This is a genomic window from Nocardia sp. NPDC046763 (assembly GCF_040645495.1).
In the GTDB taxonomy this organism is placed as follows: domain Bacteria; phylum Actinomycetota; class Actinomycetes; order Mycobacteriales; family Mycobacteriaceae; genus Nocardia.
The window spans coordinates 91267-117601 of the sequence record NZ_JBEYYI010000014.1 but is presented as its reverse complement, the minus strand read 5'-3'; the positions used below and the strand labels follow the sequence as shown (position 1 = coordinate 117601).

Annotated in this window: 25 protein-coding genes; 15 read left to right on the top strand and 10 right to left on the bottom strand. The window is 67.0% G+C overall.

Annotated elements, in window-relative coordinates:
• The first annotated feature begins 46 nt into the window (after positions 1–46).
• Complete coding sequence (gene uvrA / locus ABZ909_RS23160) at positions 47–3046, top strand: excinuclease ABC subunit UvrA (RefSeq protein WP_357002911.1); 3000 nt, start codon at positions 47–49, stop codon at positions 3044–3046.
• Positions 3047–3117: 71 nt separating this feature from the next.
• The gene (locus ABZ909_RS23155; protein ID WP_357002909.1) at positions 3118–3603 is read left to right on the top strand and encodes a RidA family protein; all 486 of its coding nucleotides are present in this window, start codon (positions 3118–3120) and stop codon (positions 3601–3603) included.
• Positions 3604–3657: 54 nt separating this feature from the next.
• Here ABZ909_RS23155 and ABZ909_RS23150 read toward each other — a convergent pair whose 3' ends face one another.
• The 4 genes from ABZ909_RS23150 to ABZ909_RS23135 form a co-directional block, all read right to left on the bottom strand.
• Positions 3658–5580, bottom strand: a complete 1923-nt coding sequence (locus tag ABZ909_RS23150; RefSeq protein WP_357002907.1) for an ATP-binding cassette domain-containing protein — start codon at positions 5578–5580, stop codon at positions 3658–3660.
• Positions 5581–5617: 37 nt separating this feature from the next.
• Positions 5618–6727: a 3-oxoacyl-[acyl-carrier-protein] synthase III C-terminal domain-containing protein gene (locus tag ABZ909_RS23145; protein ID WP_357003087.1), complete on the bottom strand. Its 1110-nt coding sequence runs from the start codon at positions 6725–6727 to the stop codon at positions 5618–5620.
• 194 nt (positions 6728–6921) lie between these two features.
• Positions 6922–8331: a fatty acid desaturase gene (locus tag ABZ909_RS23140; protein ID WP_357003085.1), complete on the bottom strand. Its 1410-nt coding sequence runs from the start codon at positions 8329–8331 to the stop codon at positions 6922–6924.
• A 403-nt stretch (positions 8332–8734) separates the two neighbouring features.
• Complete coding sequence (locus tag ABZ909_RS23135; protein ID WP_357002905.1) at positions 8735–9559, bottom strand: LppX_LprAFG lipoprotein; 825 nt, start codon at positions 9557–9559, stop codon at positions 8735–8737.
• A gap of 65 nt (positions 9560–9624) precedes the next feature.
• On the opposite strand from ABZ909_RS23135, the gene ABZ909_RS23130 reads away from it, so the two are divergent.
• Positions 9625–9849 carry a hypothetical protein gene (locus tag ABZ909_RS23130; protein WP_357002903.1) on the top strand — a complete coding sequence of 75 codons (225 nt, stop codon included), beginning with the start codon at positions 9625–9627 and terminating at the stop codon, positions 9847–9849.
• Positions 9850–9888: 39 nt separating this feature from the next.
• Here ABZ909_RS23130 and ABZ909_RS23125 read toward each other — a convergent pair whose 3' ends face one another.
• Entirely contained in the window at positions 9889–10590 is a 702-nt protein-coding gene (locus ABZ909_RS23125) for an alpha/beta hydrolase (protein ID WP_357002901.1), read from the bottom strand.
• 127 nt (positions 10591–10717) lie between these two features.
• On the opposite strand from ABZ909_RS23125, the gene ABZ909_RS23120 reads away from it, so the two are divergent.
• Together ABZ909_RS23120 and ABZ909_RS23115 are read left to right on the top strand one after the other, a co-directional pair.
• Positions 10718–11554, top strand: coding sequence for a methyltransferase domain-containing protein (locus ABZ909_RS23120; RefSeq protein ID WP_357002899.1), 837 nt, complete (start codon positions 10718–10720; stop codon positions 11552–11554).
• Between the two features lie 6 nt (positions 11555–11560).
• Positions 11561–12175: a TetR/AcrR family transcriptional regulator gene (locus ABZ909_RS23115; protein ID WP_357002897.1), complete on the top strand. Its 615-nt coding sequence runs from the start codon at positions 11561–11563 to the stop codon at positions 12173–12175.
• A gap of 121 nt (positions 12176–12296) precedes the next feature.
• Here the strand turns inward: ABZ909_RS23115 and ABZ909_RS23110 are convergent, their stop codons facing one another.
• A complete protein-coding gene (locus ABZ909_RS23110; RefSeq protein WP_357003083.1) occupies positions 12297–12665 on the bottom strand; it encodes a DUF1844 domain-containing protein in 369 nt (122 codons plus the stop codon).
• Between the two features lie 330 nt (positions 12666–12995).
• Between ABZ909_RS23110 and infC the strand changes: the two genes are divergently transcribed.
• The 4 genes from infC (at position 12996) to ABZ909_RS23090 (ending at position 15271) form a co-directional block, all read left to right on the top strand.
• The gene (gene infC, locus ABZ909_RS23105; RefSeq protein WP_357003081.1) at positions 12996–13682 is read left to right on the top strand and encodes a translation initiation factor IF-3; all 687 of its coding nucleotides are present in this window, start codon (positions 12996–12998) and stop codon (positions 13680–13682) included.
• A gap of 60 nt (positions 13683–13742) precedes the next feature.
• On the top strand, positions 13743–13937 hold the full coding sequence (gene rpmI / locus ABZ909_RS23100; protein ID WP_357002895.1) for a 50S ribosomal protein L35: 195 nt from the start codon (positions 13743–13745) through the stop codon (positions 13935–13937).
• Between the two features lie 118 nt (positions 13938–14055).
• Complete coding sequence (gene rplT, locus ABZ909_RS23095; protein WP_040807291.1) at positions 14056–14436, top strand: 50S ribosomal protein L20; 381 nt, start codon at positions 14056–14058, stop codon at positions 14434–14436.
• Positions 14437–14473: 37 nt separating this feature from the next.
• Positions 14474–15271 (top strand): RNA methyltransferase, encoded by a 798-nt coding sequence (locus ABZ909_RS23090; RefSeq protein WP_357002893.1) that lies wholly within the window; start codon positions 14474–14476, stop codon positions 15269–15271.
• A 15-nt stretch (positions 15272–15286) separates the two neighbouring features.
• Here the strand turns inward: ABZ909_RS23090 and ABZ909_RS23085 are convergent, their stop codons facing one another.
• Positions 15287–15856 (bottom strand): TetR/AcrR family transcriptional regulator, encoded by a 570-nt coding sequence (locus tag ABZ909_RS23085; RefSeq protein WP_357002890.1) that lies wholly within the window; start codon positions 15854–15856, stop codon positions 15287–15289.
• Positions 15857–15958: 102 nt separating this feature from the next.
• On the opposite strand from ABZ909_RS23085, the gene ABZ909_RS23080 reads away from it, so the two are divergent.
• Together ABZ909_RS23080 and ABZ909_RS23075 are read left to right on the top strand one after the other, a co-directional pair.
• Positions 15959–17413 (top strand): MFS transporter, encoded by a 1455-nt coding sequence (locus ABZ909_RS23080; protein WP_357002888.1) that lies wholly within the window; start codon positions 15959–15961, stop codon positions 17411–17413.
• A 27-nt stretch (positions 17414–17440) separates the two neighbouring features.
• Positions 17441–17965 carry a hypothetical protein gene (locus tag ABZ909_RS23075; protein WP_357002886.1) on the top strand — a complete coding sequence of 175 codons (525 nt, stop codon included), beginning with the start codon at positions 17441–17443 and terminating at the stop codon, positions 17963–17965.
• A gap of 90 nt (positions 17966–18055) precedes the next feature.
• On the opposite strand, the gene lipB is transcribed toward ABZ909_RS23075, so the two are convergent.
• On the bottom strand, positions 18056–18727 hold the full coding sequence (gene lipB, locus ABZ909_RS23070; protein ID WP_357002884.1) for a lipoyl(octanoyl) transferase LipB: 672 nt from the start codon (positions 18725–18727) through the stop codon (positions 18056–18058).
• 119 nt (positions 18728–18846) lie between these two features.
• On the opposite strand from lipB, the gene ABZ909_RS23065 reads away from it, so the two are divergent.
• The 4 genes from ABZ909_RS23065 (at position 18847) to ABZ909_RS23050 (ending at position 23976) form a co-directional block, all read left to right on the top strand.
• A complete protein-coding gene (locus ABZ909_RS23065) occupies positions 18847–19656 on the top strand; it encodes an ion channel (RefSeq protein ID WP_357002882.1) in 810 nt (269 codons plus the stop codon).
• Between the two features lie 113 nt (positions 19657–19769).
• Positions 19770–20828 (top strand): phenylalanine--tRNA ligase subunit alpha, encoded by a 1059-nt coding sequence (pheS, locus tag ABZ909_RS23060; protein WP_357002880.1) that lies wholly within the window; start codon positions 19770–19772, stop codon positions 20826–20828.
• Positions 20829–20860: 32 nt separating this feature from the next.
• Entirely contained in the window at positions 20861–23362 is a 2502-nt protein-coding gene (pheT, locus tag ABZ909_RS23055) for a phenylalanine--tRNA ligase subunit beta (protein ID WP_357002878.1), read from the top strand.
• 164 nt (positions 23363–23526) lie between these two features.
• On the top strand, positions 23527–23976 hold the full coding sequence (locus ABZ909_RS23050) for an IS110 family transposase (protein WP_357002876.1): 450 nt from the start codon (positions 23527–23529) through the stop codon (positions 23974–23976).
• 369 nt (positions 23977–24345) lie between these two features.
• On the opposite strand, the gene ABZ909_RS23045 is transcribed toward ABZ909_RS23050, so the two are convergent.
• Complete coding sequence (locus ABZ909_RS23045; protein ID WP_357002874.1) at positions 24346–25797, bottom strand: DUF222 domain-containing protein; 1452 nt, start codon at positions 25795–25797, stop codon at positions 24346–24348.
• A gap of 198 nt (positions 25798–25995) precedes the next feature.
• Positions 25996–26277 carry a hypothetical protein gene (locus tag ABZ909_RS23040; protein WP_357002872.1) on the bottom strand — a complete coding sequence of 94 codons (282 nt, stop codon included), beginning with the start codon at positions 26275–26277 and terminating at the stop codon, positions 25996–25998.
• Positions 26278–26335: the final 58 nt, after the last annotated feature.

Below are 26335 nucleotides of genomic sequence, written 5' to 3'. Positions count from 1 at the left end.
GGCGTCGGGGGTATGTCTGGATGCTGAAACGTTGGAAGGATGGCCAGTGGCGGATCGCCTGACGGTGCGCGGAGCGCGGGAGCACAACCTCAAAGGGGTCGATCTCGACCTACCCCGCGACAGTCTCATCGTTTTCACTGGTCTGTCCGGGTCCGGAAAATCCTCGCTCGCCTTCGACACGATTTTCGCCGAGGGTCAGCGGCGGTACGTCGAATCGCTGTCCGCGTATGCCCGCCAGTTCCTGGGGCAGATGGACAAGCCGGATGTGGATTTCATCGAGGGCCTGTCCCCGGCGGTGTCCATCGACCAGAAGTCGACCAACCGCAATCCGCGGTCCACGGTCGGCACCATCACCGAGGTCTACGACTATCTGCGTCTGCTGTTCGCGCGCGCGGGCACCCCGCACTGCCCGGTCTGTGGTCATCTGATCGCCAAGCAGACCCCGCAGCAGATCGTGGATCAGGTGCTGGACATGGAGGAGGGCACCAAGTTCCAGGTGCTCGCGCCCGTGGTGCGCACCCGCAAGGGCGAATTCGTGGACCTGTTCGAGTCGTTGAACTCGCAGGGCTACTCGCGGGTTCGGGTCGACGGCGTGGTGCATCCGCTGACCGATCCGCCGAAGCTGAAGAAGCAGGAGAAGCACGACGTCGAGGTGGTCGTGGACCGCCTCGCCGTGAAGCCGAGTTCCAAACAGCGCCTGACCGATTCGATCGAAACCGCGCTGCGGCTGGCCGACGGCATCGTGGTGCTGGACTTCGTGGATCGCGACGAGCACGCCCACGATCGCGAACGGCGCTTCTCCGAGCGGCTGGCCTGCCCGAACGGGCATCCCCTCGATATCGAGGATCTGGAACCGCGATCGTTCTCCTTCAACTCGCCCTACGGCGCCTGCCCGGATTGCACGGGTCTGGGTATCCGGAAGGAGGTCGATCCGGATCTCGTTGTGCCGGACCCGGATCTGAGCCTCGCTGACGGTGCGATCGCGCCCTGGTCGCGCGGCCAGACCGCCGAATACTTCACCCGTCTGCTGTCGGGCCTGGCCGAGGCCATCGGCTTCTCCATGGACACGCCGTGGAACCAGTTGCCGCTCAAGGCCCGCAAGGCGGTGCTGGAGGGCAGCTCCGAGCAGGTGCACGTCTCCTACACCAACCGTTACGGCCGCAAGCGTTCGTACTATGCCGATTTCGAGGGCGTGATGCCGTTCCTGCAGCGGCGCATGGACGCCACCGAATCGGAGGCGATGAAGGAGCACTACGACGGGTACATGCGGGACATCCCGTGCCCCGTCTGCAATGGCGCGCGACTGCGGCCGGAGATTCTGGCGGTCACGTTGTCGGCGGGGCCGGAGCGCAAATCCATTGCGGACCTGTCGGATCTGTCCATCGGTGATGCCGCGAAGTTCCTGAACTCCCTGACCCTCGACGATCGCCAGGCGGCGATCGCGGCGCAGGTGATCAAGGAGATCCAGGCTCGTCTGGGCTTCCTGCTGGATGTCGGTCTGCAGTACCTGACGCTCTCGCGCGCCGCGGCCACGCTGTCCGGCGGTGAGGCGCAGCGTATTCGCCTGGCCACCCAGATCGGTTCCGGCCTGGTGGGCGTGCTGTACGTGCTGGACGAGCCGTCGATCGGCCTGCACCAGCGCGACAATCGCCGGCTCATCGAAACCCTCACGCGGCTGAAGAGTCTCGGCAATACGCTCATCGTGGTCGAGCACGACGAGGACACCATTCACGCCTCGGACTGGGTGGTCGATATCGGCCCGCTGGCCGGTGAGCACGGCGGTCAGGTGGTGTACTCGGGTCCGTACGAGGGGCTGCTGAAGGACAAGGGATCGCTCACGGGCGCTTACCTTTCCGGCCGTGAGCAGATCGAGGTGCCGCTGGTGCGGCGGCCGATCGACAAACGCAAGCAGCTCACGGTGGTCGGCGCGATCGAGCACAACCTGAAGAACATCGACGTGAGTTTCCCACTGGGCGTGCTGACTTCGATCACCGGCGTGTCGGGTTCGGGTAAATCGACGCTGGTCAACGACATTCTGGCCACTGTTCTCCAGAACAAGCTGAATGGCGCGCGGCAGGTGCCCGGCCGCCACACCCGCGTCAACGGTCTCGATCACCTGGACAAGCTGGTGCAGGTCGACCAGTCGCCGATCGGCCGCACGCCGCGCTCGAATCCGGCTACGTACACAGGCGTTTTCGACAAGATCCGCACCCTGTTCGCGGCCACCACCGAGGCCAAGGTGCGCGGCTATCAGCCGGGCCGGTTCTCCTTCAACGTGAAGGGCGGCCGCTGCGAGGCGTGCTCGGGTGATGGCACCCTCAAGATCGAAATGAACTTCCTCCCGGACGTGTACGTCCCCTGTGAGGTCTGCCACGGTGCGCGCTACAACCGCGAGACCCTCGAGGTGCACTACAAGGGCAAGACCATCGCCGAGGTCCTCGATATGCCGATCGAGGAGGCGGCGGAATTCTTCGAGCCGGTGACCTCCATCCACCGCTACCTCAAGACCCTGGTGGATGTCGGCCTCGGCTACGTTCGTCTCGGCCAGTCCGCCCCCACGCTCTCCGGCGGTGAGGCCCAGCGCGTGAAGCTGGCCGCCGAACTCCAGAAGCGTTCCACCGGCCGCACCATCTACATCCTCGACGAGCCCACCACCGGTCTGCATTTCGAGGACATCCGCAAGCTCCTGACTGTCATCAACGGCCTGGTGGACAAGGGCAATACGGTCATCGTCATCGAGCACAACCTCGACGTCATCAAGACCTCCGACTGGGTCCTCGACTTGGGCCCCGAGGGCGGCTCCGGCGGCGGCTTGGTCATCGCCCAGGGCACCCCGGAAGACATTGCCGTAGTCCCGGAAAGCTACACAGGCCAGTTCCTGAAGGACGTCCTCGCCGCCCGGTCCGCTTCCCTCGCCGAACCCATGCCAGCAAAGAAGGCAGCCAAGAAGGCTCCGGCCAAGAAGGCCGCCCCGAAGACCGACGCCCAGGCCACCGCCGCCAAGAAGGCAGCCGCCGCCCGCCGCAAGGCCGCCGCTCTCCGCTGATGCTCACGGGTGCCGATCGGGCCGTTCACTCCCGGTCGGCATGCCATCATTCAGGATCGGAAGGGGTGGTCATGGGAGTTGTCGCGGAACGGTTGACGGGGTTGGGGATCCAGCTGCCTCCGGTCGTGAAGCCGCCGCCCGGTCTGAATGTTCCGTTTGCGTGGGTTCGGGTTTCGGGGCGGCGGGTTCTGGTGTCGGGGCACGGTGCGCTCACCGACGACGGGCGTCCGGCCGGTCCGTTCGGCAAGGTGCCGAGTGTCGTATCGCCTGCCGCGGCAGCCGAATCCGCGCGGGGCGCGGCCCTGGCCATGATCGCGGCCCTGGAGGTCGAACTCGGTGATCTGGACCGGATCTCGGCGTGGCTCATGGTCAATGGCATGGTGAACGCCGACCACGGCTTCGCGGGCACGACGACCGTGATCAATGGCTTTTCCGACGTGGTTCTCGACGTGTTCGGCCCGGAGATCGGCCGGCACGCACGCACAGCTGTCGGTATGACCACCCTGCCCCTCGGCTATTGCGTCACCGTCGCGGCCGAAGTGGAGATCGACGGTTGAGCACAGACGACCGGCCCCGCACCGGAATCGGTACGGGGCCTTCGTATTTCGTGCCTACTCGGCGGCCGCGAGCGGCGGGCTGAGTTCCTTGACCTCGGCGATGTGGCCGAAGTCGAGTTTCACGATCTGGTCGGCGCAGTCGAAGTAGCGGTCATCGTGGGTGATCACGATGACGGTCTTACCGCGTTCCTTGAGCTTCACCAGGATTTCCCGGTAGAAGACGTCGCGGAACTTGGGTTCCTGGTCCGCGGCCCACTCGTCGAACATGTAGATCGGGCGATCTTCGAGCAGGGCGGTCAAGAGCGCCAGGCGCTTTCGCTGCCCCTGGGAGAGCGCGATGGTGGACAGTCGGCCGTTCTCCACGGTGACCTTGTGGTCGATCTGGAGTTCCTTCAGATACTTGCGGACCTCCTCGTCGACGCCTTCGTCGAAGCCCAGGTAGTCCTCGAACAGGTGGAAGTCGGTGAAGACCGCCGACGAGTTCTGCCGGAACCACTCGATGTTCTCGTGGTCGATCGTCTCGCCATTGAGCGACAGGTGGCCGTGCTGCGGGACGTACAGGCCCGTGATCAGTTTGGCCAGCGTCGACTTGCCGCTGCCGTTGCCGCCCACGATGAAGCTGATCTGACCGGGTGAGAAGGTCAGGTCGAGCGGTCCGAGGTGGAAGCCGGACCCGTCGGCCTGGGGCGGCGCCATGGGCGCGCCCATCGGGACGGGGTGGCCGCCGTGGTCGACGAACCGGTGGCCGTTGACATCCGGCCGATCGGTGCCGCGCGGGCCGTGGCCGGGCGGCGGGCCGCCGGGCCGGCCACCCGGATGCGGTCCGGGCCGTCCGCCCATGGGCGCACCGGGTGCGCCGGGTCGTCCGCCGCCGCCGGAGTGCGGCCGCGCACCGCCACCCGGGTGCGCTCCGGTGCCGGGCGGCGGACCACCCGGCACGGGCGGGAAGGCCGGCGGCGCTTCGGTCAGGTAGTTGTAGCTGACGTCGTTGAGTTCCAGCCGCGCTGCGGTGGCGGCAGGACGCTCGGTGTAGGGCAGCGTGGATTCGTCGTGCGCGGTCTGGATGGACAGATTCAGCGAGCGAATCTTGGCCAGTGCCACGTCACCGCGCAGCAGGTCGGGAATGCGGTGCATGAAGTTCTGCATGGGCATCGAGAGGAACGTGGTGACCAGGACGTAGCCGACCATGACGTTCTGCGGCAGGTCCAGGGCGCGCGCCAGGCCGAACAGGATCAGGGCCATGGTGCCCAGCTGCAGCAGCTGGCCGAAACCCTGGGCGAAGGTGAACTTGGAGCCGGCGTCGACGTTCTGCACCCGCAGCTGCTCAGCGGAGCCGAGCAGCTGCCGATCCATGAAGTCGCGCCGCCGCCCGCGGTGCAGCTTGAGCTCCTTGATGCCCAGCGACACCTCTTGGAAGGACCGCAGCAGGCCGTCCTCGTTCTCGCGGGCGGCCTGGTACAGGTGCCGCACCTTCTTGAGAACCGTTTCGACACAGGCGATTCCGAGCAGGGTACCCACGACGGTGGTGGCGAAGATCGGGCCGGACACGATCGCGAGGAACACGAAGCAGCCGATGATGGTCGCCAGGTCGATGCAGATGCTCGGAATGGCGGTGACCGCCTGCGACAGTGACCGCACATCCTCGGTCAGGGTCGCGATGAGGCGGTGCTGCCCGAGCCGCTCGAGGTGTTCGAGCGGCGCGGACACGATGCGAGCGCTCAGGTCCGCGCGCAGGCGGTAGATGGCCTCCTGCGCGAGCCGGATCAGCAGCACCTGCGAGATCACGCCGCTGACCAGGATGATCAGCGCGGTCGCGACGAACGCCTGCACCGTGACGCCCGGATGCGGTTCCGGTGACACCACTCCCCGAATCAATGTCACCAGGTAGGTATTGGCCGCACCGCAGACCAGACCGGAGGCGATGACGCCGGCGATCCGCATCCACGAGATGGAGATGAGGAATCTGATGAGTTGCATGGCTGCTGGGCTCTCTGGACGGAAACTGATGCCCGGATCAGGGGCGGATGATGTCGAAGACGACACCCTCGAGGGTGACGCCGGGTGCGAACGAGAACGCCACCCCGGTCGATATCGGCTGTGTGGCCTGCTGCGCGATCATCTGCTCGAGCACGAAGATCAGCGAGACGCTGAGCATGTTGCCGTACTCGGCGAGTACGTCCCAGCTGGTTGCCGCCTGCTCGGAGCCGAGGCCGAGCGAGCGCACGGACTCCTCGATGATCTTCGGGCCACCCGGGTGGATCGCCCACAGGTCGATGTCGGACTTGGTCATGCCATTGCGCGCCAGCACGCCGGTCACCACCGGGTCCACGCCGCGCATAATGTACTGCGGCAGGTTCTCCGACAGCTCGCAGGTGATGCCATTGTCGTTGACGCCCAGGACGATTCCGTCCTCCGCGTCGTCGAACAGGTAGCTGAAGCTGTCGCGGATCACCACCGCGCCGGCCGGCAGCGGCTGCTGCGGCTGGCTGGCCCCGACCACCACCGCGCCGCATCCGTCTCCGAAGAGGCTGTGGATGATGACATCGTTGATATTGTCGTCGAACACGGCGTTCACCGAGCTCAGTTCGATGCAGATGACCAGCGCTTTCTTGTCCGGGTGCGCCCGGACGTAGTCCACCGCGGCGCGCACCGAGTTCATGGCCGCGGCGCAACCCATGAAGTTCACGATGACGCGGTTGACGGCGGGGGACAGGCCCAGTTGCTTGACCACGGCCACGTCCACACCGGGCGCGATGAAGCCGGTGCTGGTGGCGAAGACCAGCATGCCGATCTGCGACGCCCGGTCCTCCAGATGCGCGGTGGCGCGCCCGGCCACCTCCACGGCCAGCGGCACCGCGTGCTCGTAGAAGGTGTTCATGCGGTCCCGGATGGTGCCGACTTCCTTGCTGTAGGACAGGAATTCGGGGTCGATCGGGTCGACCGCGAGGTGGCGGGTGGTGATGCGGGTCTTCTGGTAGATCCGCGGAATCCGGGCCTGCTGCACCGGATCGGTGAACAGTCCGGCCACCTGGGCGGCGGCGTCGGCCTGCGAGAAGATCTGGTCCGGCGAACCGGTCGCGATGGATTCGATCACGCCGACGGTGGTCGGCGGGGTGGGCGGCAGCGGGGCGGGCGCGAAGCCTTCGCGATGTAGGAAGGCCGAGCCGGGCTCGCCCCCCGCGAGCCGGGTCGCCGCCGTCGAAGGGCGGGCGCCCCCTTCATCGATGGTGATTGACACGAAATTCTCCCCTCGTTTCGATATGACGACCCGCGGTGCGGCCGGTGCATGTGCGAACGCACCGCGGTGGTGGAATCGGTTCAGACGGTTCCGATTCCGGTGAAGCCCTGAACCGTGTAGACGGCGCAGGTCTTCAGAGCAAGTGGTGAGAAGTGCTCCTTGACGAACCCCCACTTGCGCTCCACCGCGTCGTCGGACGGCGCGAGAATGTAGGTGCGGATCTGCTTGGGGAAGCGGTCGGTGAAGAAACTCTTGGCCGGCAGCCACTCCACCCCGAACTTCGCGGACTCCTCGCGCAGCACGTCCTCGGTCGCGATGTTCGCGAAACCACTGCGCTGGTAGGGCAGGACGTGATGCACCCGGTGCGAACTCAGGCCCGCGGACAGGAAGCAGTCGACGTAGCGGTTGCCGACCACCTTGAGGTCGTAGGCCTGCTCGATCTGGTTGACGCCCCAGTCCTCGGAGTTCGACTCGATCTCCTCGGTCTCCAGTTCGAAGTCGTGGCTGGCCACGACCAGGAAGGTGGAGATCCACAGCGTGATCACGAATTGCAGTGCCCAGGCCCAGAAGTCGCCCATCACGGTGAACACGATCAGCTCGCCCAGCAGCAGGAAGCGCACGCCGAAGGAACCGATGAAGTGCGGCAGCGCACCGCCCCAGGTGCCGTACATGTCCTTGATGCCCACCTTGCGGGTGAGGCGGCAGACGTCGAGCAGGCGGATGGTCATGCCGGTGATGGTGTGACCGAACTTGTGCAGGGTGTGGATCGGCACCCGGTACAGCCGCGGGACCCGCATCATCATGGTGAAGACGTTCTTCTTGATGTCGACTTCACTCTGAGTGTGCGGGTGGTGCAGCAGGGCGTGGCCGTCCGCGGTCACGAAAGCCAGTGCGACGTAATTGAAGTCGAAGGCATTCGTGTAGATCTTGTTCATGCCCTTCTGGGCGCGGTGGATGGCGTAGTGCCCGAAGCCGGCCAGCGAGCTGCGCAGCAACACCATGGCGATCACGAACACCGGCAGCGGCATCCAGCTGCGCTCGAACAACCGCAGGCCCTGCACCGCGAAGTACAGCACGGCCAGCGTGGCCACCACGATGTTGAAGTAGGTGTCCATGCGCCGGATGCGGCCGGCCAGCTCGGGTTCCTTGAGCCGGGCCTTCACCTGGTGGAGCAGGTCGTCCTTGTTGTCGAAGGTGAACTGCGGGGTGTCGCGCCAGCTGTCGAAGCCCTCGTTGAAGAGGAAGGCGGGCGCGTTGGCCTTGGGGTGGATGTCCTCGGGTAGGGCGTCGCGATCCAGTGCGTACTTCTTCAGGATGCGGCCGATGGCCTCCGGATTCTTGTGGTACGAACCGACGATCGAGGTGATGTCGCGATTCTTGGTCCGGCCGATGAAGAACTCGCCGCCCGGATGCTTGGAAATCCAGTCGCTGAGGTCGTAGGCTTTGCCGTTGTAGACCCAGACATTCGATACAGGCGGTGGGCCGTCCATCGGGGGTCGGCGGAACTCCCCTTCGGGTTCCGGGCGTTCGATCGTCGCCTCGGCTTCCGGGCGTTCGATCGTCGCCTCGGCCTCGGGTCGTTCGATCGTCGCCTCGGCCTCGGGTCGTTCGATCGTCATAGCATCCCTCCACACGCAGGCACGACGTTTGAACTTTCTGACGAAATCGTCGCTGCCGCGCCTTGCATTTCACTGAACAATCTCTTAAGCGTGCAGCCGAGATAGCTGCGGACTAACCAGCTCGCGGGGCGGGCCGGAATTCATTGTGGGCAATGGCATATCGGACTGTGTGCCGAAATGCGAAAGCCGGTCCGGGGTGGGCGGACGACAGCCGTTGCCGCCGTTGCTTTTTCCCCGAACCGGCTCCGAACTCACACGACAGTGATGCGCGCGATCAGCTGCCGGGCTTGGTGACGTGGACCGGCTTCGCCCAGTTGGACAGGGTAACCGTGACGGTGCCCGCGTCCTTGGTCACCACGGCGCGCACCAGGTTGGGGCCGGTGCCCGGCGAGGCGGCCGTGGACGGCAGCGTGGTGCCGGCGCCGCTCGGCGGAGCGACGTCCTTGATGTACAGGGTGATGGGGAAGGTGCCGCCGTCCTTGCCGATCTGCGGCACGACCGGGTCGAACACCGAGGCGTCGATGGTGCCGCTCACCTTCACGGTGTCGACGCCGTCGATCTTCTCGCGGCCTTCGGCCTTCGCGTTCTTCACCTGCGCAATGACATTGGCGAGGCCCTTGTCCTTGTCCAGGAGAACGCCCGGATCGTAGATCTTCTCGGCGGGGCCGACCGGGGAGTACTTGCTGCCGTCGCCGGTGTAGAGGGTCTTGTCGACGACCATGAACTTGGTGTCGGTGAAGTCGGCGTCCGGCTTGACCTTGACCTTGGCCTGACCGATGGCCTGGCCCTGGCCCTGCGGCTGGTTGGTGACGTCGGCCTCGAGGCTCTCGACCGGGAGGGTGGGAAGGTTCTGGACATCCATGACCACGTGCACCGACTGCAGGGTCTGGGTGGTCTTGGCGGATTCGGCGACGATCTGCGCGCCGTCGGGCAGCTGCGACGGCGGGGCCGCCTGCGAGGTGGTGGCCTTGCTGTCCGAGCTGGAGGACGAGGAGCAGCCCGACACCAGCGCGGCGGTCGCGGCGGCGGCGATCATGATCGGAAGGACGCTGCGCCGGATGCGGCGTCCACCTTTGGCTTGGGACATCAGTTCATTCATGTACAACCCCCGAAGATTCCGTTCGATCTCGATGTGAGGACAGCCTTGCCGCTGCCCGTCGTAGTATGCAGGACTTCGCCCGCGTCCGTGTCGAACGAGGCGATACTCCGGCATCCAACCAGCACCACCCGCGTGACGCCAAAGCTTTAGATCATCGAGCCGCGCAGGCGATTACCCTGCAACTCATTATTTCCCACGTGGTGGCGAGTGTTAACGGCTTCGCTGAGCTGACAGCAAGCCGAGCGACCGACTATTTGCGGCAATTCTGTCGCTGGATATTAGCCAATTGATCGCTGAAATTTCAGCTGGTCGTTGAGATTTCAGGGGAATCAGTGCTGTGCGGTCTCATGGATCAACTCGGCGAGTTCCTCCGGTTTCGACCACATCGGCCAGTGCCCGGTCGGCAGGTCCACGTACTCCGCGTCGATGTTCCGCAGCTCCCGGAACAGCGGCGGCTCCCCGGCGTCGCGTAGCTGCTGGACCAGCTCCGAGGGGAAGCTGCAGCAGATCACGGTGGTCGGAACCTTCAGTCGCGCAGCCGAATCGCCGAGCGTTACCGGGTGGCCCGCCACGCCGGCCGGGACCGGCACCGCCCGCTCCCGGAAGCGCGCCAGCGTCGCCTCGTCCAATCCGGCCAGGCTGTTCCCCATGGCCTCCACCTCGGCCCAGGTGTCCGGTAGCGGAAACTCCGCCGCGTCCCGGAGGGCCGGGTTGAGGACGAACCCCTCCGGCATGGGCGCGCTGTCGGCGTAGACGACGCGCGAAAACAGTTCCGGCGCCAGATCTGTCGCCATGTACGCGACCGCACCGGCGCCCGAATGGGCCACCAGCACATCGCCCTCGCGGCCGGCCGCGACGATCGCGCGCGCCTGTGTCTCCAGGGTCGCCGACAACCGCTGTGGATCTGCCGGATCCAGACCCGGCAGGGTCAGCGCCTCGACCTCGTCCCCGAGTGACCGCAACTGCTCGGCCACTTCCTCCCACGCCCATGCGCCCAGCCAGAAGCCGGGAACCAGCAGTATCCGTGCCATGTCCTGAGGATTGCACAGCCCACCGACAGCCGAAACCCCATGTCTCCCGGGGCCTCTTGACCCGAGTGGAGGGCTGAGCGCATTATGAACGTACGTTCATGAACCATTGTTCATTAAGGAGTCTATTGTGACCGAAATTGTCAATACCGCCCAGTCTGATGCCTGGAACGGCTACGAGGGCGAACACTGGGCCGGCAACCACGACCGCTACGACGCGGTGAACCACGGCTTCAATGAGCCCCTGCTGACCGCCGCCCGCGTATCCACCGGTGATCAGGTTCTCGACATCGGTTGCGGCAACGGCCAATTGACCCGCGCCGCCGCCCGCCGCACCGGTGCCGGATCCGCCACCGGCATCGACCTCTCCGGCCCGATGCTCACCCGGGCTCGCACCCTCGCCACCGCCGAGGCTGTCCACAACGTCACCTTCGAACAAGGCGACGCCCAGGTATTCCCCTTCCCCGACAACACTTTCGACGCTGCCTTGAGCCGCTTCGGCATCATGTTCTTCGCCGACCCGGTGGCCGCCTTCACCAATATCGCCCGGGCTCTGCACCCCGGCGGTCGCCTCGCCTTCGCCACCATGCCGCCCATGCCCGGCACCGACCTCGGGGTCGTATTCGGTGCGGCCGCACAGCATCTCACCGACTTCGAGATCGCGCACACCAACGGTCCGCTGGCCGACCCCGACGCCATCCGAGACCTGTTGACCGCCGCCGGTTTCCGCGACATCGACGTCGAACACCATGAGGCCGACGGTCTCTGGGGTCGCGACCTGGACGACGCCACCGACTTCATCATCGACTGGGGCCCGCTGCGCTACCACCGCTCGCTGTCCGGTTTCACCACCGACAGCGCAGTCCGCACGGCCATCTCGACCGCCCTGAGCCCCTTCGTCACCCCGGACGGCGTCCGGCTCCGCAATGCGGCCTACCTGGTCACCGCGACCCGCCCGCTACCGTAAGAACCCATGTCCCCGAGAAAGGCAGCGGTGCTGCGCGGCACCGACGACGACCGCAACCTCCGCGACCACCTCGTCACCACCGCCCAGCGCCTCCTCGCCGGCCAGGGTGCAGCCGGCCTCACCGTCCGCGCCATCGCCCGCGCGGCCGGTGTCGCCGACGGCGTCCTCTACAACCACTTCCCCGACAAGGACGCCCTGCTGGCCGCAGCCGTCGGCGCCCACGTCGCCGCCGCCCACGCCGACCTGGGCCCCCTGCCCACCCCCGGTACCGCGACCGTCGAGGAGAACCTGGCGCTGTACCTGCACGCCGGCCTTACCCTGCACCGCGCGGTTCTCCCGGTCTTCACCGGCCTGCTGTCCAGTCCGGCCGTACTGGCCCGCTACGTCGAATCCAAAGCCCACAATGATGATTGGCGCGAACTACTGGCCCGCTACCTCAGCGCCGAACGTGACCTGTCCCGCCTCGCTTCGGACGCCGACACCGCCGCCGCAACCGCCCTCCTCGTCGGCATCTGTCACGACACCGTCCTCACCGCAATGCTCCCCGGCGCCCGGCACGCCGAAGTCGACGTGGACGCCGTAGTCGCGACCCTCCTCGCCGGAATCGCACCCCACCCCTGAGCGGCTCAGCTGCAAGCGATTTCCACCGCTGGGGCGCGGTCGGCCCAGGTTCTCGACCTACGGCCGCAGGCCAATGAGTGGGCGGGGGTGGATCGGCCGCGAAATCGGCCGAGCGGTTGATTCAGTACACCGGGCCGGTGTACTTCTCGCCCGGGCCGGCGCCGGGGGCGTCGGGGTAGGCGGAGGATTCGCGGAAGGCGCGCTGGAGGGATTGGAGGCCTTCGCGGAGGGGGCCGGCGTGCGGGCCGAGGTATTCGACGGAAGCGGTGATCAGGCCGGCGAGGGCGGTGATGACGCGGCGGGCCTCGTCGAGGTCGAGGTGGGGGCTGGTGGCAGGATCGGCTTCGCCGAGGCCGAGCTTCTCGGCGGCGGAGCTCATCAGCATGACGGCGGCGCGGCTGATGACCTCGACGGCAGGGATCTCGGCCAGTTCGCGGACCACCTCGCCGTCGATGAGGGCCGATTCGTCGCTCGTGATTGCCTCGCTCATGCGGTAGAGCATCCCATCGTGCGGGTCGGTGCTGGTCGCGGGGCCCGCCGATTCGGAGCTCACCGCTATGAGTGTTAGACTCTTCCGCGACGACCGTCCCGGACTGGTTCCTGCAACCGACTCGGGGCATCAAGTGGAGCCCGACTCCCACCGTCGATCGGCCTTTCCGGTCAGATCAGGCGGTCCGGTCGCCCATCATTTGCCTGATGGGTTCTGCGTGTGGGTTTTTCCTGCGTGCGGTGCGATGCGAGCTGTTTGCGTCGCGGATCGGTCGACTCGGGCCCCGTGGTGGTGAAATACCAACACGGGGCTTTCGTGTTGGAATTGGGGTTGCAGTTATTGCTTGCGGTCGTTGACGAACCGCTTGACCTAGGAGGCCCCATCAGCACTGAGACCCGCATCAACGATCGCATCCGCGTTCCCGAGGTCCGACTCATCGGACCGGGTGGCGAGCAGGTTGGGATCGTGCGTGTTGAAGATGCACTACGCGTCGCTCAGGAAGCTGACCTCGACCTGGTCGAGGTCGCGCCGGATGCACGCCCGCCGGTGTGCAAGATCATGGACTACGGCAAGTTCAAGTACGAGACCGCGCAGAAGGCGCGTGAGTCCCGGAAGAACCAGGTTCAGACCGTGATCAAGGAGCAGAAGCTCCGGCCGAAGATCGATGACCACGACTACGCCACCAAGCGCGGCCACGTGATGCGCTTCCTCGAGGCCGGGTCGAAGGTCAAGGTCACCATCATGTTCCGTGGTCGCGAGCAGTCGCGTCCGGAACTCGGCTTCCGGCTCTTGCAGCGACTGGCCGCCGACGTCGCCGACCTCGGTTTCGTCGAAACTTCGGCCAAGCAGGACGGCCGGAACATGACCATGGTCCTCGCGCCCCACAAGGGTGCGAAGACGCGGGTGAAGGCCCAGCAGTCCGCGGCCCAGGGCGGCACGGTCCAGGCCGAGGCCCCGGCTCCGGCCCCGGCCGAGACCGCAGCTCCGGCTGCCGAACCGGCCACCCCGCAGCAGTAATAACGAGAAGCTCCGGTGGCGTGCTGACGCGCGCCACCGGCACGACAGATTGAGGAATCCATGCCGAAGATGAAGAGCCACAGTGGCGCCTCGAAGCGATTCAAGGTGTCGGGCAGCGGCAAGCTGCTGCGTCAGCAGGCGAACCGTCGCCACCTGCTCGAGCACAAGCCGTCCACCCGGACTCGTCGTCTGGACGGCGTGGAGGTCGTCGCGAAGGCGGACGCCGCTCGCGTCAAGAAGCTGCTCGCCAAGTAATTCGGCTGAGCCAGCCGCTCGCGATCCGTTCGCGGAACGCATCACCGACCAACCTCGGGCGCACTCACCGGGTCCACGCGAAGGACTCAGCGCCCCTAATTCGATCAAGGACTGACAAGTGGCACGCGTCAAAAGGGCCGTCAACGCTCAGAAGAAGCGCCGTTCCGTTCTCGAGGCCTCCAAGGGCTACCGTGGCCAGCGGTCGCGCCTGTACCGCAAGGCCAAGGAACAGCAGCTGCACTCGCTCACCTACGCCTACCGGGACCGCCGGGCGCGGAAGGGTGACTTCCGTCAGCTGTGGATCACTCGTATCAACGCCGCCGCGCGTCTGAACGACATGACCTACAACCGCTTCATGCAGGGCCTGAAGGCCGCCGGCATCGAGGTGGACCGCAAGATCCTGGCCGAGCTCGCGGTGTCCGACGCCGAGGCGTTCGCCCAGCTGGTGGCCGCCGCCAAGGCCGCGCTGCCCGCCGACGTCAACGCCCCGGCCGCCTGATTCGGCCTGCGTGACGACACAACACTCGAAACGACCCGTGGACGTGCTCTCCGAGCACAACCCGCGGGTCGTTTCTGCGGTCAAGCTCCATCGCGCGCCGGTGCGCCGCAAGACCGGCCTGTTCCTGGCCGAGGGCGCGAATTCGGTGGAGGCCGCACTGGACGCCGGGCGGATCGAGGAGCTGTTCTACTCCTCCAAGGCCGCCGAACGCGAACACGAGCTGGTGGCCGGCGCCGCCGCACAACGGGTGCGGACCACGCTGGTCAGTGACCGTGCCGCGGAGATGCTGGGGGAGACCGTGACTCCGCCCGGCCTGATCGCGGTGTGCCGCCAGGTGGATGTGCCGCTGCCGGAGATCATCGACGCGTCCCCGCGCATGCTGGCCGTCCCGGTCGAGATCGCCGACCCCGGCAATGCCGGCACCCTGATCCGGGTCGCCGACGCGGTCGGCGCGGATGGCGTTGTGCTGGCCGGTGATTCGGTCGATCCGCACAACGGCAAATGCGTGCGCGCCTGCGCCGGAAGTCTTTTCCACGTTCCCGTGGCCCGCTCCCGCGATATCGATACCGCCCTCGATGCCCTCGAACACGCCGGGATCGCCGTGCTGGCGACCACCGCCAAGGGTGAGGTCGATCTTGACGATGCCGACGAGATCCTGCGCGGCCCCGTCGCCTGGCTGTTCGGCAACGAGGCGCACGGCCTGGACAAGGCCATCGCCGCCCGCGCCACCCACCGGGTCCGCATTCCCATCCACGGCCGCGCCGAGAGCCTGAATCTCGCTGCCGCGGCGGCCATTTGCCTCTACGCGAGCGCGCGGGTCCAGCACGCGAAGTGATCCGGATGCCGAGGGTCAGATGCCCTCGGTACCGAGGTTCTCGAGGATCTCCTCGGCCCAGGACGCGGGTACCGGATCAGGGCCGGTGACCTGCATGGCGGTCATATTGGTCAGCAGCATGCCGGCGGCCATGAATCGGCGCACCTCGCTGATCGATGCGCCGGTGACCTCGTGGGCCAGTAGATAGATATCGCCGAAGCGGGTGCGAATGGCGTCCCCGATGGCCGGGTCCGCGGCCGCGGCGATGCCCTGCAGGAAGACCCGCGGCAGGTCGCCTTCCAGCAGGAAGTCGCCGAAGCGGTCACCCATGGCATCCAGGCGATCCTTGGGCGTGGCGTCGTCGGGGGCCTGTGCGGCCCCGGCACGGAACAGCTCTTCGATACGGTCGCAGACTCGTTCCAGGACGGCCAGGAACAGCTGCTGCTTGGTGCCGAACAGGCGGATGACATACGGCTGCGAGACTCCGGCGCGGCGGGCGATCTCGTCGGTTTTGGTTCCCGCGTAACCGGATTCGGCGAAGGCGGAGATGGCCGCCCCGAGTACCTCTTCGCTGCGTTCGCCGGCCGTCATCCGGGTCCTGGTCATGACTGTCGAGCCTCCTCCTCATCGGGAATCCAGCGTCCCATTGACATGTTATCAGTCGATGCATACTCTCTAGTTATCAGTCGATAACAACAAGGATTGGTCATGGCTGAAACACTGGAAACCTCAACCCTCACCGACGAGGTCGTCGATGCCGCCCGGCGTCGGCCGCTGGGCGCGATCCTGGCGGCCGTGGGCATCCCGATGTTCATGGTCACGCTGGACAATCTCGTGGTCACCAACGCGCTGCCGGTCATCCGCACCGAACTGCACGCGTCGCTCACCGACCTGCAGTGGTTCGTGAACGCCTACACGCTGTCCTTCGCGTCGCTGCTGCTCACCGCCGCCGCGCTCGGTGACCGGATCGGCCGCCGGCGGATGTTCGTCATGGGCATCGCGCTGTTCACGGCGGCCTCGGCGGCGTGCGCGCTGGCCACCGAGCCGTGGATGCTCATCGCCTCACGGGCGGTGCAGGGCTTCGGCGGGGCGGCGGTGATGCCGCTGTCGCTGACACTGCTGTCGGCGGCGGTACCGGAGAGGATGCGCAGCGCGGCCATCGGCATCTGGGGCGGCATCTCCGGGCTCGGCGTGGCGCTCGGACCCGTGGTCGGCGGCGCGGTCGTCGACGGACTCAGCTGGCAGTGGATCTTCTGGATCAACGTTCCGATCGGCATCGTCGCCGCTCCGCTCGCCGCCCGTATCCTGAACGAATCCTTCGGCGGCGCACGGAAATTGGACCCGATCGGGCTGCTGCTCTCGGCGGGTGGCGTGCTGGCGGTGGTCTGGGGCGTGATCCACGGCGCGGACGACGGGTGGACCTCGGCCAAGGTGCTGACCGGACTGATCGGCGGCGCGGCACTGCTGGCGGCGTTCGTGCTGTGGGAGAACCGCTCGGCCGATCCCATGCTGCCGCTGCGGCTGTTCCGTTCGCGCAGCTTCACCGCGGTCAATACCGTGCTCTTCACCTTCTCCCTCGGCGTCTTCGGCTCGATCTTCCTGCTCGCCCAGTATTTCCAGGTGGTCCAGGGCTACACGCCGCTGCAGTCCGGAATCCGGACGCTGCCGTGGACCATGGCCCCGATGGTGGTGGCTCCGCTCGCCGGGCTGATCGTCGATCGGGTGGGTGTGCGGCCGCTGATCGCCATCGGTCAGGTGTTCCTGTCGGCGGCGCTGCTGTGGATGGCTCTGATCGCGACCGTCGACGTCGCCTACGGTTCTTTCGTCCTGCCCTTCGTGCTGGGCGGCATCGGCATGGGCCTGACCTTCGCGCCCACCGCCACCGCCGTCATGGCCAGCGCCGCCCCGGCCGATCGGGGCATGGCCTCCGGCGCCAACAACACCATCCGTGAGGTGGGTGTTGCCATGGGTGTCGCGGTGCTGGCGTCGGTGTTCGCCTCGCACGGCTCGTATCTGAGCCCGCAGGAGTACGTGGACGGCCTCATTCCCGCGATCAAGGTGGGCGCGGCCATCGTCGCGGTCGGCGCGCTGGTTGCGTTGCTGCTGCCCACTCGGCAGGTGATCGCCGAATCATCCACCGGTACAACGGCTTTCGCTCACTGACCGGGTTCGTCCCCACGGAGGTGCCTCATGTACGAGACCCTGCTCCTGCTGTCCATCCCCACTCTGATCCTCCGCCTCCTGGGCGCGCTGGGCGTCGCCCGCTTCGCCACGTGGCAGGCGTCCGCCGCCCACGGCCTCGCCTTCATGCTCGTCATGACCGGCACCGCCCACTTCGTCCCCGACTCCGTGACGGTCATGCCCCACCACAGCGACCTGGTCGCCATGGTCCCGTCCTTCGTTCCGTTCCCCGATTTCACCGTCTACGCCACCGGCGTCCTGGAATACCTGGGCGCCCTCGGCCTGATCCTCGTCCCGGTCCGCCGCCTCGCGGGTCTGGCCCTGGCCCTGATGTTCGTCCTGCTGCTCCCCGCGAACATCCATGCGGCAGTGGACAACATCCCCTTCGATGGTCACGCGGCCACACCGCTGTGGTTCCGCATTCCCGAGCAACTGGTCTACATCGGCGTGGCCTTGTTCGCCGCTCTCGGATCGGTGTCGACGATCCGATCCGCCCCTCGAACGGCGTCTCTGGCAACCGGTGCGCCAGAGTAACGCCGGCACGAACCGCCTTGCGCCCCTTCCGGACCGGTCCGGAAGGGGCGCAACGCATTCAGGGGAGATCCACCGCGTCGCGGTGCCCGGTTATGGCGTCGGGCTCGGAGCGGCGGCGGCCTCGAAGGCGGTGGCGATGGTGGCGACCACCCGGTCCATCGTCGGCGGCTGTTGCCCGGGGAGTTCCCGCTCGACGGAGGTCATGTCGACATCGGGCATACCGCAGGCGACCGCGAGCTTCCAGGGGGTGAGGTCACCGATGACGTTGAGAGCGAAGCCGTGCGTGGAGACGTTGCGGCCGACGCGCATGCCGATGGAGGTGATCTTGCGGCCGGTATCGCGGGTCCAGACGCCGGTCAGGAGTTCGGAACCCGGCGGGGTGTCCCGGCGTTCGGCGGGAATGCCGAGCTCGGCGAGGGCCGTGACGATTCGGTGTTCCACGTCGCGAATGAGGTCGACGACGCCTTCGCCGGGTTGCAGTCTGACGATGAGATAGCCCACGAGCTGGCCGGGCCCGTGATATGTGAGCTGGCCGCCCCGGCGGGTCAGGAGGACCGGGATATCGGTCTCGGGGGCGGGGAAGTGGGTCTCGGGGGTCCGGGCCCCGGCGGTGAAGATGGGTTCGTGGCTCAGCAGCCACAGGGTGTCGGGGCGCTGGTCGGCGACGCGCTCCTCCCACATCTCCTGCATGCGGTCCATTGCCGCCGAGTACTCGATGAGGGTGTCGGTGTCGTCGATGAGGGTCAGCGGCCGGGACTTCACGAATTCATTGGTACCACCGCTGCCCGCCGTGCCCGGGCCCGGGCGCCAATGCGATCCTGCTGTGTGTCGATGCTGCCTTTCATCGACGTCCAGTCGATCCGACACGAGATGGTCAGCCCATGCCCGAGACCGATACCGCGGTCGTGATGTTCGTCCGCCACCCGAGTCGGCGTGTGCTCTGGGAGCGGGCGACCACCGTGCCCTTCACTGTCCTGGCCGTCGCCTTTCTGGTCTCCTATGTGTGGCAGGTGCTCGACCACGGCCGCACCCCGTCGCTGGATGCCTGGCTGACCCGGGTCGATATCGCGATCTGGCTGCTGTTCTCCGTCGATTTCCTGTTCCGCCTGCGCATTTCGACCGATCGAAGGCGGTTTCTGCGCAACAACTGGCTGGACCTGTCGATCGTGCTGGTGCCGCCGCTGCGCCCGCTGCGACTGCTGCGTGCGGCCCTGCTGATCATCGACGCGGTCGACCGGCACACCCGGTTCCAGGCGCGGGTGCGGCTGACGATGTTCGTCGGGGTGAGTTCGATGCTGCTCGTATTGCTGTGCAGCGTCGCCGTGTTCGACGCCGAACGGGATGCCCCGGGGAGCAATATCCACAGTCTCGGTGAGGCGGCGTGGTGGTCGGTGGTGTCGGTCACCACGGTCGGTTACGGGGACTTCTACCCGGTGACGGTCGAGGGCAGGCTGATCGCGGTGGTGCTGATGACCGTCGGGATCGGCTTGATCTCCTTCGCCATCGGTACCGTCACCAGTTGGGTCATCGACCGGCTGCGCACGGTGGACGAGGGCGTCGAACGGGCCGACCGCGAACTCGACGAGTTGATCGGCGAGGTGCGGTCGTTGCGGGCCGAAATCGCCGAGCTGCGTGCCGAGCTGGGTGCACCACGCCAGCAAGGGGTCCGCGAGCTGGGAAAATCCGGGTGAGGCGGCCTGATTACAAGGATTACGATGCGACCAGCAACAATGGGTACGCAGTACCGATGCTGACAAAGAGTTTCCGCCCGACCCGTAACCAGCCTGGGGAGTGACGAACCATCGTGGCCGATGACAACAGTGCCGAGCAGACCGCTGCGTTGAGCGAGGAGTCGCTCTCCGCTGCCGCGGAAGCTGCTGAGAAGGCGTTCGCCTCGGCCTCGACCCTGGACGAGCTGGCTGTCGCCAAGACCGAGTACATGGGTGGCAAGTCGCCGATCTCGCTGGCGCAGCGGTCCCTGGGCACGCTGCCCAAGGAGGAGAAGGCCGACGCCGGCAAGCGCGTCAATGTCGCGCGCGGCCGCGTGTCGCAGGCGTACGAGACCCGCCAGGCCGAGCTGCTCGCCGAGCGTGACGCGGCGGTCCTGGTCGCCGAGACAATCGACGTCACCCTGCCCGCCCGTCGGCACGCCGAGGGCGCGCGGCACCCGATCTCGGTGCTGTCCGAGCGGGTCGCGGACGTGTTCGTGGCCATGGGCTGGGAGGTCGCCGAGGGTCCCGAGGTCGAGACCGAGCACTTCAACTTCGACGCCCTCAACTTCCTGCCGGACCACCCGGCCCGCACCATGCAGGACACCTTCCACATCGCGCCGGAGGGTTCGCGGCAGGTGCTGCGCACGCACACCTCGCCGGTTCAGGTGCGCTCCATGCTGTCTCGTGAGCTGCCGATCTACGTGGTCTGCCCGGGGCGGACCTTCCGCACCGACGAGCTGGACGCCACCCACACCCCGGTGTTCTCGCAGATCGAGGGTCTGGCCATCGACAAGGGCCTGACCATGGCCCACCTCAAGGGCACCCTGGACTCCTTCGCGCGGGCCCTGTTCGGTCCGAACACCACCACGCGCATGCGGCCCAGCTTCTTCCCCTTCACCGAGCCGTCCGCCGAGGTGGACGTGTGGTTCGAGGACAAGAAGGGCGGCCCCGGCTGGGTCGAGTGGGGCGGCTGCGGCATGGTGAACCCGAAGGTGCTCATCGCCAGCGGCATCGATCCCGAGGTGTACAGCGGTTTCGCGTTCGGCATGGGTCTGGAGCGGACCCTGCAGTTCCGCAACGGCCTGCCGGACATGCGCGACATCGTCGAGGGCGATGTGCGCTTCACGCTGCCGTTCGGCATCCAGTCCTGACCTGACCCCGATACGAGGAAGCGAAACGTCAAGTGCGAGTAGCGCAGTCCTGGCTGACGGAAATCCTGCAGCGGACCACCCCCGGGTGGTCGGTGACGCCAGAGGAGCTCGACGCGGGGTTCGTCCGGGTCGGTCTGGAGGTCGAAGAGGTCGACCAACTGCACCAGGTGCAGGGTGACATCGAGCACCCGCTGGTGGTCGGACGGGTCGCCGAGATCACCGAGCTGACCGAGTTCAAGAAGCCGATCCGCTTCTGCAAGGTCGACGTCGGCAATCCCGAGCTGCAGGAGATCGTCTGCGGTGCACGGAATTTTGCCGTTGGCGACCTGGTGGTCGTGGTGCTGCCCGGTGGCGTGCTGCCCGGTGGCTTCCAGATCGCGTCGCGGAAGACCTACGGCCACACCAGCAATGGCATGATCTGCTCGGTCGCCGAACTGGGGATCGGGAAGGACCACAGCGGCATCCTGGTGCTCGAGCCCGGCACCGCCGAGCCCGGTGCGGACGCCAATGAGCTGCTGGGCCTGGACGATACGGTCATCGAGCTGGCCATCACCCCCGACCGCGGCTACGCTTTCTCGGCGCGCGGCTTGGCGCGTGAACTGGCCTGCGGCTTCGACCTGGAATACGGCGACCCGGCCGTGCGGCTGCTGCCGGACGACGAGGCCGAGGCCTGGTCGGTGAAGCTCGAGCCCGAGTCGCTGTGCACGCGCTTCACGGTGCGCCGGGTGACCGGGATCGATCCGAAGGCCGTGAGTCCGTGGTGGCTGCAGCGTCGCCTGCTGCTGTCGGGCGTGCGCCCGATCTCGCCGGCGGTCGACGTCACCAACTACGTGATGCTCGAGTTGGGGCAGCCGCTGCACGCCTTCGACGCCGCGAAGGTGCAGGGTGGTTTCGTGGTGCGCCGCGCGCACAAGGGCGAAACCCTGCGCACCCTCGACGAGGCCGAGCGCACCCTCGACGCCGAGGACGTGGTGATCGCCGACGACAGCGGCGTCATCTCGCTCGCCGGCATCATGGGCGGCGCGAGCACCGAGGTATCCGGCACCTCCACCGACATCCTGCTCGAGGCCGCTACCTGGAACCCCGTGGCCGTGGCCCGCACCGCGCGCCGCCACAAGCTCGGTTCCGAGGCCAGCCGCCGGTTCGAGCGGATCGTGGACCCCGAGGTCAACGTGGCCGCCCTGGATCGCGCCGCCACGCTGCTGGCCGAGATCGCCGGTGGCACAGTCGAATCCGTGCTGACCGACGTGCGAGCGCCCACCCCGGCCCGGCAGCCGATCGCCATGGACATCGACCTGGCCGACCGCACCGCGGGCGTGCACTACGCGCCCGGCGCCGCCACTCGCCGCTTGCAGCAGGTGGGCTGCGCCATCGAGGTCGGCGTCAGTGAGTCCGGGCACGGGCAGCTGGTCGTCACACCGCCGAGCTGGCGGCCCGACCTCACCCAGCCCGCCGACCTGGTGGAGGAGGTGCTGCGCCTGGAGGGTCTGGACAAGATCCCGTCGGTGCTGCCGACCGCCCCCGCCGGCCGCGGCCTCACCGCCCAGCAGCGCCGCCGCCGCGCGGTGAGCAAGGCGCTGGCATTCGAGGGCTGCGTCGAGGTGCCCGCACCGGTCTTCATGCCCGGCGGCGTCTTCGACACCTGGGGCCTGGACGCGGATGACTCGCGCCGCAAGACGCTGCGCGTGCTCAACCCGCTCGATGTCGAGCGCGCCGAGCTGTCCTCCACGCTGCTGCCCGGGCTGCTGGAGATCGCCGCCCGCAATATCTCCCGCGGGGAGCGGGACCTCGCCATCTACGGCATCGGCCAGGTCACCCTGCCGACCGAGCAGACCGTGCCGGTGGGCCCGCTGCCCGTCGACCGCCGTCCCACCGAGGACGAGATCGGCGCGCTGCTGCGGTCGCTGCCGGAGCAGCCGATCCACATCGGTGCCGTGCTCACCGGCCGCCGCGAGCCGCGTGGCCCGTGGGGTGCGGGTCGTGCGGTCGAGGCGAGCGACGCCTTCGCCCTGGTGGACGCGATCGCCGACGCTTCGGACCTGGTGATCGAACGTCGGGCCGCGCAATACCTTCCGTGGCACCCGGGCCGTTGCGCCGAGCTCGTCGTCGACGGGGTCGTTGTCGGCCATGCTGGTGAACTGCACCCCGCTGTCCTGGAGCGCTCGGGCCTGCCCCCACGCACCTGCGCTGTGGAACTCGACCTCGACGCGCTGCCGCTGCGCGAAATCCGGCCCACCCCCGTGGTTTCCGCGTTCCCCGCGGTGCTGCAGGACGTGTCGGTCAGCGTCGACAAGGCCGTGTCCGCGGCCGCCGTGGAGGACGCCCTCCGCACCGGCGCGGGCGAGCTGCTCGAAAACATCTCGCTCTTCGATGTCTACGAGGGCGCGCAGGCCGGTGAGGGCCGCAAGTCCCTGACCTACGCGCTGCGCTTCCGCGCCATCGACCGCACCCTCACCGAGGACGAGGCCAGCGCCGCCCGCGATGCCGCAGTGGCCGCCGCCTCCGCAGCGGTGGGAGCGGTCATCCGCGCCTGACCTGAAGCAGCAAGACAACGGAGGTTCCCGAAAAAGGGGGCCTCCGTTGTCATTTCCCGGTATGAGCCGCCCCTTCCCAACGTCACCGGTAGTGATCGCGTTGTTCCGAGTGATTGCGGCGGTTGTTCCACTCCGGACTCAGATCTTCCAGTAGCTGCCCCTGGATGTTGAGTGCTTCCTGTTCCTGCCTCGACGCACTGATCAAAACACTTGTCACACAGATCAATCCGGCGCTGCTCGAACTACCCGGGGTCGGACCCGACACTGCCGGGCAACTACTGGTCACCGCCGGGGACAACCCAGGGCGCATCCGCTCCGAAGCCGCGTTCGCCAAACTCACCGGCACCGCACCGATCCCGGCCTCCTCCGGCCGCACCGACCGCCACCGCCTCAACCGCGGTGGCGACCGCAAAGCCAACGCCGCCCTCTACCGCATCGTCATCGTCCGTCTGCGCCACCACCAGCCCACCCGCGCCTACGTCGAACGCCGCACCGCCCAGGGCCTGGCCAAAAGAGACATCATCCGCTGCCCCAAACGCTACGTCAGCCGCGAGATCTACCACACCCTCACCACGCCGAACACCACCAAAACCCCGCTCCCGCAAGGTGCTTGACATCTATAGGAGCATCCTGGAGAAGGGAGGGGGCCGGGCTTGGGGCCGCGCCTTCGGATACCGGCCCGCTCACCTTTGAACCTGCATGTGGATGTCGCTGCAGGAGGTATTCGCTTGGATCACGGGGGCTGGGGCATCCGCATGATGGGTCGGCGGGAGGTTGCCGGCAGCGATGCGGTCGCGGTGCCCGGCTTGGGGAAGGAGCGCTGAAGTCTTTTGTCTCGAGAAGGTGATCCGTGCCGTCCGTGGGCCGGGATCGGTGGGTGGCGGCTCTCAACCTGGCGTCAGCCCAAGTCCGGTAGGGCAGGCGACGTAACCACACCTCCCCGTGCCCTGCGCACGCCAGCAGGAACATGCGCAGCCGAGGTTTCATGCGGCCCGTGAACCCCACCTCAGGCAACTCGATTCGATCGCAGCGGCGACCCGCTGCCCCACGTGATGTCTGTCGTTCACGCGCGGGGTGCCCGTGGGGTCGAGACGTTTCGGGGCAATCCAACCCGTACGTCCCCGATACGGGGAATCTTTGCCCATGACAAGGGTTTTCCAACCCTCTGCACTGTCGTTGACCAGCGCGTGGCAGCGATCGCACACCAAGGTCAGATTGGTCAGGTCGGTGGGTCCGCCTTTGCCCCAATCGGTGATGTGGTGTACCGCGCACATCGAGGCGGGTGCATCGCAGCCGGGGCGGGTGCAGCCTTTGTCGCGGGCGATCAATGCCAGGCGTTGGGCGGGGGTGGCCAGTCGTTCGCAGCGACCCAGGTACAGCGGCAGCCCGTCTGAGTCGAGGACCGCGAGGACCGGGCGGGTGCCCTCAGCCATTTTCAACGCCTCGTTGATGCTGACGTGGCCACCGGAGGCGGTGGTCGCGACCCCGGCTCCACGCTCGAGGTCGGCGAGGTTCATGGTCAGGATGGCCTGAACCGGCAGACCACGGTGCGATCCCAGCTTGGCGGGGTCGACACCCGGCTGCAGCAGCGCGAACAGTGCGTCGTGGGTGCGTTGACCGGCGTCGCGACGGTCACGGCGTGCGGCGGCTTCGAGGGCCTTCGAGTCGACGACCTTGACCGTAGGGGCAACGCTGTCGATGTCGTCGATGTTGCACATGCCCGGGCGAGCGAGCTTGGCGAAGACGGCATCGAGCAGGGCCCGCAGCTCAGGAGTGATCCAGCCCTCGATCCACGACATCCCATCCACTCCGGGGCGGCCCAGGATCAGCCCCCGGCGGCGTCGGCGGTCGGCGTCGGAGACGACCTTGCCGTCGGGGTCGATGCGGGCGAGGATGTCGCGGCCGATCTTGGGCAGGTCATCGGGCCACCCGATGCGGGAGTGGCCGACGAGGATGTCTTCGGCCTCCGCGCGGGTCTCGGCGGGGATGTCGGTGGGCAGGTGGTTCATGACATCGATGATGTTGCGGACGTGATCGCGCGAGATGTCGCCTGCCGTAAAGGCTTCGGCGGTCTCGACGAACGTGGCCGGGCGCAGGTGACCGGAGGGTTCGAAGAACTCTCCGCACTGACGGGTGATCTTCACCCGCACCGACGCGTCGTATTTCGACAACCCCAACGTCTGCCGCAGGAACGGCACCACATCCTTCGCCCCACTGCCTTCGGGCAGCGAACGATTACAGGCCTCGATGATCAAACGTGAATCCAGCGCCGACAGTTGACGTTTGCAGGTTTCCAGGCGCTGCATCAACTCCACGACATCACCATCGGAGAACGGGTTCAGGTTGCCGTGCAGGACGGAATTCGACAGGGTCTCGACGGCGGCTGCCAATTCGGCGATGCCGCACGTGTCGAGTGTTTCCCCCTTCGAATCCATGTGCTAATTCTACCGCGCGCATGATCACAACAGAAGATGAATTGCATTGTGATGCAATGCTTTTCAGAATCGCGTATGTTCCAGGCAAATCGGCTCGCGCGAGATGGGCCGTCCTGCGCGGTGGGAGTCCGAAGAAGGAATTGCCGAGCGCGGCTCGGTCGGCGGCGGCTATATGCAGGCCCGGATAGCCGTGGACGATCAGTCGGCCGTGGAGTGCCGACAGGTCGAGATCCGTACTCCAAAGCCCTTTACCCGGGCGCGGCCGGAATGCTGGACCTGGTGGCAGCCGGGGCAGCGGACGGTCAGGCGTTGCAGGCGCTGGACGGGCTGGTCGGCGCGGAACTCGAAGACCCACTCCTCGTGGCAGTCGGGGCGTCCGATGCGGCCGTTGCGGATCACCTGGTCGCCGCAGATCTCGCAGCGGTCTCTGGCGGCCGTGCGGACCGGAATGCGCAGGCCATCCCAGATCTTCCGGTCCACGATGCCGCGGTTATGGAACCGTGCGTGCGGGGCGGCAGCAGGTCGGACCGGATGACCA